General features: G+C 71.2%; 15 protein-coding genes. 12 read left to right on the top strand and 3 right to left on the bottom strand.

All coding sequences use genetic code 11. The features are described from left to right. Window positions 1–37 precede the first annotated feature (37 nt). Both dapD and ACIRC0_RS12535 read left to right on the top strand, forming a co-directional pair. Window positions 38–1027, top strand: coding sequence for a 2,3,4,5-tetrahydropyridine-2,6-dicarboxylate N-succinyltransferase (gene dapD / locus ACIRC0_RS12540; protein ID WP_403614928.1), 990 nt, complete (start codon window positions 38–40; stop codon window positions 1025–1027). 231 nt (window positions 1028–1258) lie between these two features. Then, window positions 1259–1633 (top strand): VOC family protein, encoded by a 375-nt coding sequence (locus tag ACIRC0_RS12535; RefSeq protein WP_403614926.1) that lies wholly within the window; start codon window positions 1259–1261, stop codon window positions 1631–1633. Window positions 1634–1798: 165 nt separating this feature from the next. Here the strand turns inward: ACIRC0_RS12535 and dapA are convergent, their stop codons facing one another. Beyond that, window positions 1799–2701 (bottom strand): 4-hydroxy-tetrahydrodipicolinate synthase, encoded by a 903-nt coding sequence (gene dapA / locus ACIRC0_RS12530; RefSeq protein WP_403614923.1) that lies wholly within the window; start codon window positions 2699–2701, stop codon window positions 1799–1801. Between the two features lie 317 nt (window positions 2702–3018). On the opposite strand from dapA, the gene ACIRC0_RS12525 reads away from it, so the two are divergent. From ACIRC0_RS12525 to ACIRC0_RS12505, 5 genes are all read left to right on the top strand, one after another. Next, window positions 3019–3171, top strand: coding sequence for a hypothetical protein (locus tag ACIRC0_RS12525; protein WP_263229291.1), 153 nt, complete (start codon window positions 3019–3021; stop codon window positions 3169–3171). Beyond that, window positions 3168–3830 carry a hypothetical protein gene (locus ACIRC0_RS12520; RefSeq protein WP_403614920.1) on the top strand — a complete coding sequence of 221 codons (663 nt, stop codon included), beginning with the start codon at window positions 3168–3170 and terminating at the stop codon, window positions 3828–3830. Before ACIRC0_RS12525 ends, ACIRC0_RS12520 begins: the two co-directional genes overlap by 4 nt. A gap of 144 nt (window positions 3831–3974) precedes the next feature. Next, complete coding sequence (locus ACIRC0_RS12515; protein ID WP_403614917.1) at window positions 3975–4679, top strand: antibiotic biosynthesis monooxygenase; 705 nt, start codon at window positions 3975–3977, stop codon at window positions 4677–4679. Between the two features lie 92 nt (window positions 4680–4771). Next, on the top strand, window positions 4772–5401 hold the full coding sequence (locus ACIRC0_RS12510) for an ArsR/SmtB family transcription factor (protein WP_403614915.1): 630 nt from the start codon (window positions 4772–4774) through the stop codon (window positions 5399–5401). 14 nt (window positions 5402–5415) lie between these two features. After that, a complete protein-coding gene (locus ACIRC0_RS12505) occupies window positions 5416–6153 on the top strand; it encodes an SRPBCC domain-containing protein (protein WP_403614913.1) in 738 nt (245 codons plus the stop codon). 13 nt (window positions 6154–6166) lie between these two features. Here ACIRC0_RS12505 and ACIRC0_RS12500 read toward each other — a convergent pair whose 3' ends face one another. Then, the gene (locus ACIRC0_RS12500; RefSeq protein WP_403614911.1) at window positions 6167–7993 is read right to left on the bottom strand and encodes an endonuclease/exonuclease/phosphatase family protein; all 1827 of its coding nucleotides are present in this window, start codon (window positions 7991–7993) and stop codon (window positions 6167–6169) included. Between the two features lie 310 nt (window positions 7994–8303). On the opposite strand from ACIRC0_RS12500, the gene ACIRC0_RS12495 reads away from it, so the two are divergent. From ACIRC0_RS12495 to ACIRC0_RS12475, 5 genes are all read left to right on the top strand, one after another. Then, on the top strand, window positions 8304–9731 hold the full coding sequence (locus ACIRC0_RS12495; protein ID WP_403614909.1) for a hypothetical protein: 1428 nt from the start codon (window positions 8304–8306) through the stop codon (window positions 9729–9731). Between the two features lie 469 nt (window positions 9732–10200). Continuing rightward, window positions 10201–11646: an alkaline phosphatase PhoX gene (locus tag ACIRC0_RS12490; protein WP_403614906.1), complete on the top strand. Its 1446-nt coding sequence runs from the start codon at window positions 10201–10203 to the stop codon at window positions 11644–11646. A 510-nt stretch (window positions 11647–12156) separates the two neighbouring features. Next, complete coding sequence (locus tag ACIRC0_RS12485; RefSeq protein WP_403614903.1) at window positions 12157–13743, top strand: TROVE domain-containing protein; 1587 nt, start codon at window positions 12157–12159, stop codon at window positions 13741–13743. Between the two features lie 90 nt (window positions 13744–13833). Further along, entirely contained in the window at window positions 13834–14505 is a 672-nt protein-coding gene (locus tag ACIRC0_RS12480; RefSeq protein ID WP_403614901.1) for a GntR family transcriptional regulator, read from the top strand. A gap of 14 nt (window positions 14506–14519) precedes the next feature. Continuing rightward, window positions 14520–15536 carry a 1-aminocyclopropane-1-carboxylate deaminase gene (locus ACIRC0_RS12475; RefSeq protein WP_403614898.1) on the top strand — a complete coding sequence of 339 codons (1017 nt, stop codon included), beginning with the start codon at window positions 14520–14522 and terminating at the stop codon, window positions 15534–15536. Between the two features lie 4 nt (window positions 15537–15540). On the opposite strand, the gene ACIRC0_RS12470 is transcribed toward ACIRC0_RS12475, so the two are convergent. Continuing rightward, window positions 15541–16008, bottom strand: coding sequence for a nuclear transport factor 2 family protein (locus ACIRC0_RS12470; protein ID WP_403614896.1), 468 nt, complete (start codon window positions 16006–16008; stop codon window positions 15541–15543). Window positions 16009–16024 lie beyond the last annotated feature (16 nt).

The following is a 16024-nucleotide window of genomic DNA, read 5'->3' as shown; positions in this document are numbered from 1 at the left end:
TTCGCCCCTGCGCGTCCGGCCACGTTAGGTTTCCCCTATGACCGACACGACTGCTCCCCGTACCACCGGTGCCGTGGCCGCCGGCCTCGCCACCGTCGCCTCCGACGGCACCGTTCTCGACACCTGGTTCCCCGCGCCCGAACTGGCCGCCGAGCCCGGCCCGTCCGGCACCGAGCGGCTGTCCGCCGAGAAGGCCGTGGAGCTGCTCGGCGAAGGCGCCGCCAAGGCGATCGGCCCGGACGCCCGCCGGGGCGTCGAGGTGGTCGCGGTGCGCACGGTCATCGCCTCGCTCGACGAGAAGCCGATCGACACGCACGACGTCTATCTGCGCCTCCACCTGCTCTCCCACCGCCTGGTCAAGCCGCACGGCCAGAACCTGGAGGGCATCTTCGGCCTCCTCGCCAACGTCGCCTGGACCTCGCTCGGCCCGGTCGCCGTCGACGACGTCGAGAAGGTGCGCCTGAACGCCCGCGCCGAGGGCCTGCACCTCCAGGTGACCTCCGTCGACAAGTTCCCGCGCATGACGGACTACGTCGCCCCCAAGGGCGTCCGCATCGCCGACGCCGACCGGGTCCGCCTCGGCGCGCACCTCGCCGAGGGCACCACCGTCATGCACGAGGGCTTCGTGAACTTCAACGCGGGCACCCTCGGCACCTCCATGGTCGAGGGCCGCATCTCCGCGGGCGTCGTGGTCGGCGACGGTTCCGACATCGGCGGCGGCGCCTCCACCATGGGCACGCTGTCCGGCGGCGGCAACGTGATCATCTCCATCGGCGAGCGCTGCCTGATCGGCGCGGAGGCGGGCGTCGGCATCGCCCTCGGTGACGAGTGCGTCGTCGAGGCCGGCCTGTACGTCACCGCCGGCACCCGGGTCACCCTGCCCGACGGCCAGATCGTCAAGGCCCGCGAGCTCAACGGCGCCTCCAACATCCTCTTCCGCCGCAACTCCGTCACCGGCAAGGTCGAGGCCCGCCCGAACAACGCGGTCTGGGGCGGTCTGAACGAGATCCTGCACAGCCACAACTGATCAACGGCGGCCGTGACCTGCGGCCGCCTCATCGATCAACGCCCTGACCTGCTGCCGAGCTGTCGGCAGTCGTCGACGTTGGTCATCGTTGAGCGCCCTTCCACGGCCCGAGGACGGCCCGGGAGGGCGCTCGTGTCCTGTCCCGGATGACGGTGAGCGGGGTGAGGTTCCGGCCTGCGGTCGCCTCTGGGCTGTTCATCGCGGAAGTCCACCGATCGGTTGGGAGATGCCGTGCCCCCGCAGATGAAGTTGGTTGCGATAACCCTCGACTGCCCTGATCCGCTGGCTTTGGCCGCGTTCTATCAGCAGGCCACCGGTCTCGAACCCCACCCGAAGTCGGACGCCGACTTCGCCGGTCTCAACGGTGAAGACGGACTCTTCATCGGTTTTCAACGGGTCGACGACTACCGGGCTCCGCGCTGGCCTGAACAAACCGTCCCCCAGCAGCTTCACATCTGCTTCAAGGTCGGGGACGACTTGGACGAAGCCGAAGCCCGCCTGCTGGAACTGGGCGCGGGCAAGCCGGATCACCAGCCTCACGAGGCTGCCAGGGCGCGGGTTCTCACCGATCCGGCTGGACACCCCTTCTGCATCATCAGTGGCTGACCGGCAGTGAGACCCGCCGGCAAGCGCAAGATCGCCACCGTCATGCACCCTCCCGCCGCGCATGAGGCCCCAGGCAGACTGGTGATCTGTAGCAGGCGGGGCGCCGCCACCAGCGGCGGCGACCGGCACGCCGTCGAGGACCTGCGGTGGAACGCGCTGTGGTGATCACGCCGTCACCAGCCGCTCGTACACGGCCAGCAGCTCGTCGACCGTCTCGCGGCCGGCGGGCCGCAGCGGCGCGCGCACCGGGCCCGCGGGCAGGCCGAGTGCCCCCAGCAGGCCCTTGGCGGTGACCGTTCCGGGCAGGCCGGCGGACATCATCAGCTCGATGAGCGGGGTGGCCTGTTGCTGTAGCCGGGCCGCCCGAGCCGTGTCCCCCGCGTCGAACGCGTCCAGAACCGACCGGAGCCGGCGCGGGACGGCGTTCGCGACCGTGCTGACGTAACCGGCGGCGCCGACCGCGTACAGGGCGAGGTTGTGCTCGTCGCAGCCCGCGTAGTACGCCAACTCGGTTCGCGCCAGCACCTTCTGGGTGCCGAGGAAGTCGTACGCACAGTCCTTGACCGCCACGATCCGCGGATGCTCCGCGAGCCGGATCACCGTCTCCGGTTCGATGCGGGTGCCGGTGCGGCCCGGGATGTCGTAGAGCATGAGCGGCAGTCCCGAGGCGTCGGCGACCTCACGGAAGTGGGCCTCGACCGCGTCCTGCGGGGGCCGGCTGTAGTACGGCGTGACCACCAACAGCCCGTCCGCGCCCGCCTTCTCGGCCGCCAGTGCCAGCTCCACGGTGTGCCGGGTGTCCGAGGTGCCGACGCCCGCGACGATGGACGCCCGCTCGCCGACCGCCTCCCGTACCGCCCGCACCAGCGTGGCCTTCTCGGCATCGGTGGTGGTCGGGGACTCTCCCGTGGTGCCCGACAGCACCAGCCCGTCGCAGCCCTCGCTCACGAGCAGGTCGGCGAGCCGCTGCGCGCCGTCGAGGTCGAGCGAGCCGGCCTCGGTGAAGGGTGTGATCATGGCGCCCAGGGCGCGGCCGAAGGGACGGGCGGTGAGGGGTGTGGTCGTCATGGGAGTAGTCTCGGCAGCGAGACCGTGAAGCTCCACTTAATTCTTCTACAGGGTATTGATTAGGGATGCTTGATTAGGGTTCTTGCGTAATGAGGCGCATCCAGCGGTCGAGCCCTCGTGGCCCCAGGTCGGGAGCCGTGGCGGAGGCGCGCGGGGCGTGGTGAGCCGAGCGAGGGAGGCGCGCGCGGGGCGCGGGGTGACGCGGTGAGGGGCGCGCGGAGTGCGAGGTGCGGGGACGTCGGCGACCAGGCACTGGTGCCAAATCGGGCCGCGTGGGTCACCATGGCCGGGACGGTAACCAACAGCCGGGAGGCGTCATGAAGCTGGGCAAGGCACTCGCCACCGGGGTCGCCGAGGAGCGCCCGCAGGTGCACGAGGAACAGGCCGACCTCCGGGTCGCCGACGTCGCCGACATCGCGGAGCCCGTCGAGGAGGCGCCCGCCCCCGAAGAGGTCCCGGTCGCGCGATGAGACTGCGGCTCCCCGAGGAACGACCGACGGAGCCGCCGACCGGATACAAGATCGCCCACCCGGTGCTGTCCCAGGACGGCACCCGGGCCGGGTTCACCGGTGTGTCGCTGGGCGGCGCGCTGCCCTACGCGGTCCTCGACGAGGCCCGGTGCGTCTACGGCCTGCGGCACCGCCCGCCGCACCGCCGCTGCGACTGCGGCTTCCACTGCGTCCACGACCGTGCGGAAGCGGAGGCGCTGCTGTGCACCGGGGAGCACCGGGCGGCCGTGCTGCTCGAGGTCGCGGTCCTCGGCGCGTACATCCGCTTCGAACGCGGCTTCCGGTACGCGCGCCAGCGGGTGCGGACGATGACGGTCGGCACCTGCGCGTGCGGAGCGCCGGCCGCGGCGCTGGCCGACGCCGGCTGGGGGCGACCGGGCTGGCGCGTCCTGCAGGCGTCGTGCGCCGGGTGCGTACGCGGCCGTACGTCCCTGTCGCTCACGGCGTTCGCCCGGCTCGCGGGGGAGGGGGTGCGGGTACGGGCCGCATCGGGCGCGGAGGCCCCGCCCGCCGATCTCGGCGTGTCCGAACTTGTCGCCGAGGCGGCCCTGCTCCAGGCCCGTCTCGACTGGTTCCAGAGCCGGCTGGCCCGCTTGGAGAACGGCGGACCCAAGCGGTGACCCGGGCCTCTCGGGCCCACGCCTTGACCCGGGCCTCTCGAGCCCACGCCTTGACCCGGGCCTGAGAGCCGGGCTTGACCTCAACTTTGGTCGAGGTCGGAACGTGGTCGGTGCATGCGGCAGCACCCACCACGGAGGCCTTTCATGACCCGTCGTACCACCGCGCACCCCGACTTCGCGGATTCCAGGGCGCAGGCGCCCTTCTTCAGTACCTGGCGGGTGGGGACACCGTCGCGGCAGCGGCAGACGGTCGAGGCCATCGCCGAGACCTGGGAGCGCCGGCCGTGGCCCGCCGACGGGCTGCTCGGCTACCACCTGTACACCGGACACGACGGCTCCACCCTGCTGCACCACTCGCGCTGGGCGGACGAGCAGGCCTACGAGGCGTACCTCAAGACACAGCGGCAGGAGCGCGTCGACGAGGTCGACACCGCCGTGCCGGGCATCGAACGGCTGTGGCTGGGCCGGTACCGGCACTACCGCAGTCACGGTCCGGCCGACCGGGCGGGGCGGACGCCCGGGTGCGTCGTGATCGTCGACGTGGAATTCGACGGGCCCGACCCCGAGCGGCAGCGCGCGTGGGTCGACGCCGTCGTCGAGGCGCTGGAGAGCGAGTCGAACCCGCGTCCCGGCGGCATCGGCGCCCATTTCCACCTCAGCACGGACGGCACGCGGGTCCTGAACTACGCCGAGTGGGAGAGCGCCCAGGCCCACCTGGAGGCGCTCGCCGCGCCCGGCGACGGCATCGGTTCCGGCACGGCGCAGTGGGGGCGCGTACAGACGTGGCCGGGGCTCAAGAGCAGCACCGTCAGCCGCTACGACTACGCGCTCGGACTCCTGCCGGACTGACACCCGGGACAGCCCGCCTGCCCACAGCCCCTCGCCCCACCGAAAACTCTATCCGTATGGACAAAAAAAGTTTTCGGTGAGAGGGTGGAGCCATGTTGGACGTCACCGTGATCGAGGACCCAGAGGCCGCGGCCGTCTCGCTGGACCCCGTCCGCGCCCGGCTGCTCGCCGAGCTCGCGGCGGGGCCCGCGTCGGCCACCATGCTGGCCGGAAAGGTCGGGCTGCCCCGGCAGAAGGTGAACTACCACCTCAAGGCCCTGGAGCGGCACGGCCTGGTCGAGCTGGCCGGCGAGCGCCGCAAGGGCAACGTCACCGAGCGGCTGATGCGGGCCACTGCGGCGTCCTACGTGATCAGTCCGCTGGCTCTCGCCTCCGTGCAGCCCGACCCGGACCGCTTCCGCGACCAGCTCTCGGCGCGCTGGCTGCTCGCCCTCGGCGCCCGGCTGGTCCGCGACGTCGGCTCGCTCATCACCGGCGCGGCCAAGGCACGCAAACGGCTCGCGACGTACGCCCTCGACGGCGAGGTCCGCTTCGCCTCGGCCGCCGACCGCGCCGCGTTCGTGCAGGAGCTGACGGCGGGCATCGGCGCCCTGATCCGCAAGTACGACGCCCCGGACGCCGATGGCGGACGCGACCACCGGATCGTCGTGGCCGTCCACCCCACGGTCAAGGACCGGACCGGGACCGCCCCGGAACTCGACTCTCCGCAAGAATCCCAGTGAGCAGGAGCCCCGTCATGTCCAAGGAATTCGAGATCGTCCGCGAGTTCGAGGTCGACGCCACGCCCGAGGAGGTGTGGGAGGCGATCACCACCGGCACGGGCGGTTATCTGTGGCCGATGGACCCGCCCGAGCCCCGCGTGGGAGGCAGCGGGCCCTTCGGATCCACGGTCACCGCCTGGGACCCACCGCACCGCTACACCAACCGCAGCGAGGACTTCGGCTTCCCCGTCCAGTCGGTCAACCAGCTCGACCACACCATCGAGCCGCGTGACGAGGGCCGCCGCGCCTGGGTGCGGTACGTGCACAGCGGCATCTTCACCGACGACTGGGACAACCAGTACGACGGCGCGAGCAAGCACACCGACTTCTACCTGCACACCCTGCGCGAATACCTGACCCACTTCGCGCCCCGCCCGGTCGCCTTCGCGACCCTGAACGGGCCGGACGCCTCCACCGCGCCCGACGCCTTCACCGCCGTCGGGCGAGCCCTGGGACTCGCCGACGACACCCCCGAGGGGGCGCGCGTCCAGGCCCGCGGCCCGGAGGGCCGACTCCTCGACGCCGTCCTCGACTTCCGCAACCCGTACTTCATCGGACTGCGCACCGACGACGCCCTCATCCGCTTCTTCGGCCGCAACCACTGGGGCGCGCCCGTCGGCGTCAGCGTCCACGACTTCGCACCGGACGCCGACGCCAAGGCGAACGAGGCCGCCTGGCAGGGCTGGCTGGACGGGGTGTTCAGCCGGCCCTGAACCCGGGGGACGGCTACGGCCGGAACCGCAGCACCTGCGGGTCGTGGTCGCTGATCTGGTCGTGGAACTCCGAGTTGATGTGCACGCTGTCGTAGTCCAGGTCGCAGCCGCGGCGGATCGACGGGCTGACCAGGATCTGGTCCAGGACCTGCTCGTTGCCCTGGTAGTCGTACGTGTACCGCTCGCTCTTCGGCAGCGACTTGATCGCCGACCACAGCTCGCCGTCACCCTCGAGGATCTTCGTGGTGTCGGAGAACTCGAAGTCGTTCATGTCGCCGAGCGCGATGACGTCGGCGTTCTTCTGCGTGTCGAGGACGTCCTTCACGAAGGTGTTCACCTCGGTGGCCTGCAGGTGGCGCTGAACCTCCGAGCTGCGGGTCGGCGGCTGGTACTGCGCGTGCAGCGACTGGTCGCCGCCCTTGGAGGTGAGGTGGTTGGCGATCACGAAGACCGTCCTGCCGCGGAAGACGAACTCGCCGACCAGCGGCTTGCGGCTGGACTTCCAGGCGTCCGAGGCCGGGTCGACACGACCGGGCGACACCGTCAGCTGCGCCTTGCCGTGCACCTTGGTGACACCCACGGCCGTCGTGGAGTCGCCGCCCGGCCGGTCGGTGAAGGAGACCCGCTCCGGGTTGAACAGGAAGACCTGGCGGATGTTGCCGCCGGGCTCGCCGCCGTCCTGGTCGTTGACCGGGTCGATCGAGCGCCAGTCGTACTTCGGGCCGCCCGCCGCGACGATCGCGTCGATCAGCTTGTTCACCGTCTGGCTGGCGTCGACCGTGCCGTCGTCCTTGGCGCCGTTGTCGTCCTGGATCTCCTCCAGGGACACGATGTCCGGCGACTGCAGGTTGTTCACGATCGCGGAGGCGTGGGCCGCGAACGTGGCGTCCGACGGGTCCAGGTTCTCCACGTTGTAGGTCGCCACGGCCAGCTCGCCGCGCTCCTGCTTGCGGGTGGTCTCCCGCTGCAGCCCGCCGCTCTTCAGCGTGCCCAGCTGACCGGCGACCAGGGTGTAACCCCCGAACTGGTTGTAGTCCAGCGGGCCGGTCGTGGTGCCGGCGAGCGTGTCACCGACGTTCCCCTTCGGGAAGTCGGCGGTCGAGCCGAGGGACTGGATCTGCAGCCGGCCGGTGTTCTGGGAGTCGTAGGAGCCGTAGACCGTGCCGCCGCGGCGGCTCGCGTGCTCGTGCGGCTTCACCGTGACCCACAGCTCGCTGTACGGGTCGGTCGCGGTGACCACGCGGGCGTCGGCGACCTGGACGTTCATGCCCTCCAGGGACTCGTAGTAGTCCAGGGCGTACGTCGACGGCCGCAGGGTCAGGCCGTTGATCGAACCGTTCGCGGCCGGGTCGCCCGCCGGGGTGTACTCGGCCGGGACGGAGTCCTCGTCGATCACGACGGGCGCCGGGACGGCGTTGCCGCTGGAACGGACCGTCACCGTCGGCTTGGTGATCTCCGTGAGCGACTGGTTGCCGGACGAGGTGCCGCCCGGGACGTACTCCGAGACCGTGCCCGTCACCGTCACCGCGTCGCCGACCGCGACCTTCGGGGTGGAGCTGGTGAAGACGAAGACGCCCTCACTGGTGGCCGGGTCGTCGTCCGGGTTCGGGTCCTGCATCCAGAACCCTTTCGACGAGCCGTAGGTCCGCACACCCGTGACGATTCCGGCCACGTCCGTGACCTTCTGGCCCGCGAGCGGCGATATCCGGGTGGTGCCCTGGATGTCGTGGATGCGCACGGTGTCCGCGTGCGCGGGAGAGGTGAGGACCACACCGGACACGGCGGAGCAGACGGCGGCGACGGTGAGCGCGGCCAGCCGCGCGGAAGACTTGCTCGGCAACGGAATCCCTCCGGGGAGATACGTGGGCGCCGGGACGAAGTGGAGCGTGGAACCGGGGGCCGCGACCGGTGGGGCGGTGGCGACGCGCGTAGCAGGCGACGGACGGCACCGAACCTCAGTGAACAGCTGTCCCCCGACTTCTACGCGCGTCAATCTCCTGTGTTCTCAGGCCAGTTGTCAAGGTTTCGGCCATGTACGGCAGTCGGCGGGGAGATGAACCGGGCGGCATGGGTGGAAATCCGTCTAGGCTGAGCAGTGTGTTTCGGGGCGCCCCTCGGCCACCACGTACGTCCCCAAGGAGACCCAGCCGATGTCACACAGCTCCCTCCTGCCGCCGGTCCGGCTGCGTTCCGAGGCGGAGCTCGCACGGGACGCGCTCGCCACACCCCTGCTGTCCCGAGCCGCCCGGCTCGCCCGCTGGGCCGGACCGGACACACGCGTCGGCCCCGGGGGCGAGCTGGTCGAGGAGCAGCTGCCCGCAGCGGTCGAGGTGCTCGGGCTGACCGGTGAGAACGCCGCCGCCGACGCGAGCGAGGCCTGGCGGATCGCCGTCGACGCCGGCCTCGTCCAGGTCGTCGACCAGGAGGCGGGGACGGTCACCACCGGCGCCGACCTCGCACTGCTCACCTCCGGCAGCCCGGGCGACGTGCTCGGCGTGTGGCTGGGCGCGCTGGAGGCCGTGCTCGCCGACGCGAGCGTGCCCGAGCTGGACGGGCTCGCCGACGCCATGGGGGAGGACGGCAGGATCGACCTGTCCTCCCTCGACTGGGACCCGGAGGCGGAGGCCGAGTTCCTCGACGGAGTGCTCGGCAACCTCTACGCGCTGACGGTCAGTGAGGAGGGGCCCGGCGACAGCGCGGTGCCGCTGCCCGCCCTCGCCGCGTCGATGATCGTGCCCGACGACATGGGCGAACCCACCAACGACGTCCTGGAGCAGGTCTCGGACGCCATGATGCGGCTGGACGACCAGTTCCGGATCCTCGAGCCCATCGGGCTCGTGGACTTCCAGCCGGTCGACGAGGCGCTGATGACCGACGCCGAGGACGAGGCCACGGCGGGCGTCGACGTGGCGGACGTCAGCCGGTACGGGATGGTACGGCTGACGCCGCTCGGGCTGTACGGGATGCGGACCCGGCTGCAGGAGGCCGGGATGACGGCGCCCGCGGTGGGGGAGCTGGCCGACAAGGGCGCGGACGCCCTGCTCGACGGCACGTCGGGGTTCCCGCCGGCGGCCGCGCAGGCGGAGACGGAGCAGTGGCTGGCACGCCGGGAACCGCTGACGGCGGCGCGGGAGCTGCTGGCCGCCGCGCGCGGCTCGGACGCCGGAGCGCCCCTGCGCCGGCTCCGCTGCCAGCAGGCGCTGTCCCTGGTCGGACTTCAGGCGGAGCCCGCGCTGCGTGAGGTGCTGGACGACGCGGAACTGGGCGGCCTGGCACGGGTATGGCTCACCGAGCGCGGAGCGGCGGACGTGCCGGCACCGCCGGAGTCGATGGTGTTCTGGCTGACCATCGACACGGTGGCCGCACAGCTGGCGGCTGAGGGCAACTCGGAGGAACTGCAGGGCCTCGTCGAGGGCCTGGCGGCCCAGCACAGCGGCTTCTTCGCGACGGCGTGGCGGGTGGACCATCCGGCGACTCCGGACGTCCTGGAGGCGATGGGGCGCCTGCACCCGGACAAGAAGGTGGCGAAGGAGGCGAGGAAGGCGGCGTTCAAGGCGCGGTCGCAGCAGGGGGGTTGACCGCCGGCGTCGTGGCCCCACTCGGCGGGTGACGGGACGGGACGGGACGTTGCCGTGGCATTGCCCGGCATCGGTGTGCGCGCCGCCGCGCCAGAGCTGTGCTTTGCGGATTCATGGAAAAGCGTGCCCAGCCGTCGGCCGCCGTTCAACGGGAGTTCAGGAGCGAGCGCGAGCGTGTGCGCCCAGCGGAGGTCCGCGAGGGCCTGTCGCGAAAGTCCCGTCGTCCGCCCGAAGGGCGGGCCCCGCGCCCGCCGCGGCAGCGGCCGAGGTGGTCGTCGGTGCATGCGATCGCAAGGCGGAGGGTCGCCCGCGTACCGGGCGTACGCGGGCGACCCGACAACGCGGCTGGGGGCTCCACGCCGTTGAGGCAGTGGGGGAGCGCGTGCCGGGCGTCGTGGGGCAGGCGGGACTTTCGCAACAGGCCCTGGCCGCCCCCCGACCGACTCCCTCCCCTTCCACAGGAGACAGCATGTCGCTCACCCGCAGGGACTTCGCCAGGCAGTCCGCGCTCACCGGTGCCGGCATCGCCCTGGCCGGCAGTGTCGGCGCCCTCGCCACCGCTCCGAACGCCCTCGCGTCCACCGACACCGACGCCACGGACGGACACGAGGAGCAGCGGCACCACGGCGTGGGCTACGGACCGCTCGTCCCCGACCCGAACGGCATCCTCGCCCTGCCCGCCGGGTTCTCGTACCGCGTCATCACCTACAGCGGCAGGACCAAGCTGGAATCAGGCGAGTTCACCCCGTCCAACCACGACGGCACCTCCACCTTCCCCGGCCCGCGCGGCGCCACCCTCCTCGTCAACAACCACGAGCTCAAGGGCCCCCGCTCCAAGTGGAAGTACCCGGTACCGCTCACCGAGGGCCTCGTCTACGACCCCGCCGCGTCCGGCGGCTGCACCGTCGTCGAGGTCCGCCACGACCACGTCGCCGAGTGGGTCGGCATCGCCGGCACCTCCACCAACTGCGCCGGCGGCAATACCCCCTGGGGGACCTGGCTGACCTGTGAGGAGACCGAGGACAAGGCCGGCCAGAACGGCATGACCAAGGACCACGGCTACGTCTTCGAGGTGGACCCCGCCGACCGGCGCGCCAACCGCGACCCCAAGCCCGTCAAGGCGCTCGGCCGTTACGCCCACGAGGCCGTCGTCGTCGACCCCAAGCGCGGCCACCTGTACCTGACGGAGGACGCCTCCGGCCCGAACGGCCTGCTCTACCGCTGGACCCCGCCGGAGGGCTTCGAGCACGGCCGCGGCAAGCTGCGCGCCCTCGCGGACGACGCGGGCCGCCTGCAGGCCTTCAAGTGCTTCGACTCCGGCGGCAGGTTCGTCGACGACCTCTCCCGCGCCACGAAGATCGGTACCGTCTACGGCGTCGACTGGATCGACGTCCCGGACCGCGACGCGAAGACGGTCCCCGTGCGCAAGCAGTTCGCCGACGGCGAGATCACCCGCGCCCGCAAGCTGGAGGGCATGTGGTGGGGTGACGGCGGCACGTACATCGTCTCCTCCTACGCCCGCGAGGAGAGCCCCGTCCAGCACGACGGGCAGGTCTGGTTCTACGACCCCAAGCGCCGCACCCTCACCCTGAAGGTCCTGCTCGGCGTGAACCCGGACCCGGCCGAGGACGGCGACTTCGACGGCCCCGACAACATCACCGTCTCCCCGTACGGCGGCCTGGTCATCGCCGAGGACGGCGAGGGCGTCCAGCACCTCTTCGGCGCGACCGACAGCGGCCGTACGTACCCCATCGCCCGCAACGAACTGAACATCGGCACCGAGGACGAGCCGGAGTTCAGCGAATTCACCGGCGTCACCTTCTCGCCCGACGGCAGGACCCTGTACGCCAACATCCAGGAGCCGGGCATCATGCTGGCCATCACGGGGCCCTGGAAGCGGCAGAAGCGCGACTGAACACCGGCAACTCCCGGCGGCAATTAATTCGTTCGCCCGGCCCGCGGTACGCCTCCTAGAGTGATGCACGTCCAGGTGCGAAGGCAGGACCTACTTCCACTGATAATGGGGCGGCCGCGGGTTCGAGTCCCGCCACCGGTACCACGAGCCGGTGTAGCTCAGGGGTTAGAGCACCTTGTCGGTTCCGCCGACCTCGATCTCTGGACACCACAACTTCACGCACCTCCCGGTGCGCGGGCTGCGGCTACTTCTTCTCTCCAAAGAATCCGATGCCGCCGCCGACTTGATCTCGGGAGGCGCAGCAATGGTGGGTGCCCGGTGCGCAGGCAGCGGATACTTCGGGATCAGGTATGTTGCGGGTTCGAATCCCGTCATCGACTCGGGGTCGGTGTGGCGGAAATGGAAGACGCTCCTGGTGAACAGTCCCGTCGCCGACCCCTGAACTCGGGCACTTCCCTTTTTGCTGGGCCTCCCTCCGAAAAAAAATCAACGAATTCGGGGGAATTCACCATGGCGCGATTCAACACGAGAGCCGCCAAGGCGCAGCCCACTTCCCGGGTGACGTCCACGGGACGTGTGCTGCGTACGTACCAGGGCGGCCGAGGCCGTGAGCGAGACGCCCGCTCCGAGCTGTTCCTGCTCTCGGTCTCGAACTTCGTCTCGCAGCAGACCTTCTACGAGTCCGGCGCCGACCGCGACGACCGGTTCGCGAAGCTGGTGCGCGAACTCGCCGTCACCGACCCCTCGTGGACCGCCGGCCTGCTCGGCTGGCTGCGCGGCGAGGGCAACCTGCGGACGGCCTCGATCGTGGGCGCCGCCGAGTACGTGAAGGCGCGGCTCGACGCGGGAGCCACCGACGGCCCGTCGAACCGCCAGGTCGTGAACTCCGTCCTCCAGCGCCCCGACGAGCCCGGCGAGCTGCTCGCCTACTGGACCGCCATGTACGGCCGCGCCGTTCCCAAGCCGGTCAAGCGCGGCATCGCCGACGCCGTGCGACGCCTCTACACCGGCAAGGCGCTGCTGAAGTACGACACCGCTTCGAAGGGCTACCGCCTCGGCGACATCCTCAACCTGGTGCACGCCGCGCCGGACCCCGGCAAGCCGTGGCAGGGCGACCTGTTCCAGTACGCGCTGGACCGCCGGCACAACCCGGACACCGCGGTGCCGCCCGCCTCGGCCCGCGTACTCACCGCGCACCGCGAGCTGATGTCGCTGCCCGTCGAGCGGCGGCGAGCGGTCGTCACCGGGCCCGATGGCGCCGAGCGGCTCGCGGCGGCCGGGATGACGTGGGAGGCGCTGGCCGGCTGGCTGCAGGGACCGATGGACAAGGCGGCCTGGGAAGCCGTGATCCCGTCCATGGGTGCGATGGCGCTGGTGCGCAATCTGCGGAACTTCGACGCGGCCGGGGTCTCGGACGAGGTCGCGGCGCAGGTCGCGGCCCGGATCAGCGACCCGGCCGAGGTCGCGCGCTCGCGGCAGTTCCCCTTCCGGTACCTCGCCGCGTACCAGCACGCGCCGTCGCTGCGCTGGTCGTACCCGCTGGAGCAGGCGCTCGGCCACTCGCTGGCCAACGTGCCCGCGCTGTCCGGCCGCACGCTGGTGCTCGTGGACCGATCGGGTTCGATGTTCTACTCCCGGCTGTCCGACCGCTCCGAGCTGAACCGTGCCGACGCGGCGGCGATCTTCGGTACGGCGCTCGCGCTGCGGGCGGCGGAGGCGGACCTCGTCGAGTTCGGCACGACCAGCAAGCGGCTGACGTTCCGCAAGGGCGAGTCGGTACTGAAGGTCCTCGGCCGCTTCGGCGACCTGGGGGGTACCGACACCACCAGCGCCATCCGCGCGCATTACCGGGGGCAGGACCGGGTGCTGATCGTCACCGACGAGCAGTACGGCTACAACCGGGACGGCGACCCGACCCGGCAGGTCCCGGCGCACATCCCGGTCTACACCTGGAACCTGGCCGGATACCGGGTGGGTCACGGCCCGTCCGGGACGGGCAACAGGCACACCTTCGGCGGCCTGTCGGACGCGGCCTTCCGGATGGTGCCGCTGCTGGAAGCCGCCCAGGACGCCGACTGGCCGTGGGCGGCGGTCTGACCGCCGCTCGATGAGCGTGGCCCGCACCTTCACGAGGTTGCGGGCGACACCCTTGTACGGGCGCGCTGTTGATATCTAACATTTCAATTCATGGAGGCCCTTCGACCCGTGCCCCGCACCCTGCTGCGGGACCGCGCCTACGAATCCATCCGGGACGCCATCGTGGCCGGGGAGATAGAACCCGGTGCGGTGGTGCGCGACACCGAGCTCGCCGAGCAGCTCGGGCTGTCGCGGGCGCCCGTGCGGGAGGCTTTCTCGCGGCTCGTGGACGAGGGGCTGCTGGAGAGCAAGCCGCAGAGCTACACGCGGGTGACCCCGGTCGTCGCCGACGAGGTACGGGACGCGGCGGCCGTCGTGGGCGCCATGCACGAGCTGGCCACGCGGGTCGCCGTGCCCCGGTTGCGGGCAGCGGACGTGGCCGGGATGCGTGCGGCCAACGAGCGGTTCGCGGGTGCCGTACGCACCGGAGACGTGGACGCCGCCCTGCGCGCCGACGACGAGCTGCACGACGTGCTGGTCCGGGTCTGCGGCAATCGAGCGGCCGCCGCCACCGTGGCCCGCTACATGCCGCTCATCCGCCGCCTGGAGCGTCGGCGCTTCGGCGAGGGCGGCACCTGCCGCTCCGCCGGGCTGCACGAGCGGCTCATCGAGGCCTGTGCGGACGGTGACGTGGACGGGGCGGTCCGCGTCACCGCGGAGATCTGGCGCACTCTCGCAGACCTGGCCGACGAGACCGACCGAACCGACGAAGAGGCCCGCTGAACCCGGGAGGTCCCATGTCCCTGTCCACGTACGAGCGTTGTCCCCTGCTCTTCGGGCCCTCCCCGGTCCACCCGCTTCAGCGGCTCACCGCCCACCTCGGCGGTGCCTCCCTGTGGGCCAAGCGGGAGGACTGCAACTCCGGCATCGCGTACGGCGGGAACAAGACCCGCAAGCTGGAGTACCTCGTCGCCGACGCGCTTGCGCAGGGCTGCGACACGCTGGTCTCGATCGGTGGCGTGCAGTCCAACCACACCCGGCAGGTCGCCGCGGTCGCCGCTCGCGTCGGGCTCAAGTGCGTGCTGATCCAGGAGAGTTGGGTGGACTGGCCCGACTCCGTGTACGACAAGGTCGGCAACATCCTCGTCAGCCGGCTCGCCGGGGCCGACGTACGGCTGGTCAGGGCCGGGTTCGGGATCGGCTTCAAGGAGAGCTGGGAGCAGGCGCTGCGGGAGGTCGAGGAGGCGGGCGGCAAGCCGTACGCAATCCCGGCCGGTGCCTCCGACCACCCGCTCGGCGGCCTCGGCTTCGCGAACTGGGCGTACGAGGTCGCCGAGCAGGAGCGGGAGTCGGACGTCTTCTTCGACACCGTGATCGTGTGCTCCGTGACCGGCTCCACCCAGGCCGGCATGATCGCCGGGTTCCGCGCGCTGGAGGAGGCGGGCGGGCGTCCGCGCCGTGTGATCGGCATCGACGCGTCAGCGGAGCCCACTCGCACACGGGAACAGATCGCCCGGATCGCCCGCGCCACCGGACAGCTCATCGGTGTGGAGAAGGAGTTGACGGAGGCGGACGTCGAGTTGGACGAGCGGTACCACGCGGGCACCTACGGCATCCCGGACGAAAGGACGCTGGAGGCGATGCGGCTCGCCGCACGCACGGAGGGGATGGTCACCGATCCCGTCTACGAGGGAAAGTCGATGGCCGGGCTCGTCGACCTCGTCTCGCGTGGGGAGATCGGCCGGGACTCCACCGTCCTCTATGCCCACCTGGGCGGACAACCCGCGCTGAACGCGTACAGCGCCCTCTTCTAGCCCGTCATCCAGCCTGATGGCCGCTGAGCATGGCGGCCACGGCAGGCAGTCGGCCCGTTGCGTGGGCCACTGCGAGGCCGTCCATGTAGTCGCGCACGTGCACGATCAAGCCGTTCCGGACCCGCATCACCAGAAGGCCCGAGAAGGCGAACGGCTCACCGGTGGTGGCCAGGGTCCCGGTGACGATCTGCTCGACGGTGATCACCTCGGGGTCGGTGGACTCGTGCACGGCCACCTCACGGATCTGCTGTGGCTGCGCCGGGCTTGCGCCCCAGGCGGCCCCGTACCCCGCGCGCACCTCTTCGCGCCCCTGATAGCGCGCGGGCATGCCCGGGAAGAGGAACGGAAACTCATGGACGGCATCGACCGAATACAGGTCGGCCAGGTCGTCCGCCGACTTGTCGACCATGGCACGTCGGTAGCGGGCGAGAACGTCTCGGGGGCCGAGGGCGGTCGGGGCAGCGGGGGGCATACGGTGGGACTCCGTT

Source organism: Streptomyces sp. NPDC093984 (assembly GCF_044764595.1).
GTDB lineage: Bacteria > Actinomycetota > Actinomycetes > Streptomycetales > Streptomycetaceae > Streptomyces > Streptomyces cynarae.
The sequence above is the reverse complement of the archived record's forward strand: the minus strand, read 5'-3'. Positions and strand labels throughout refer to the sequence as shown.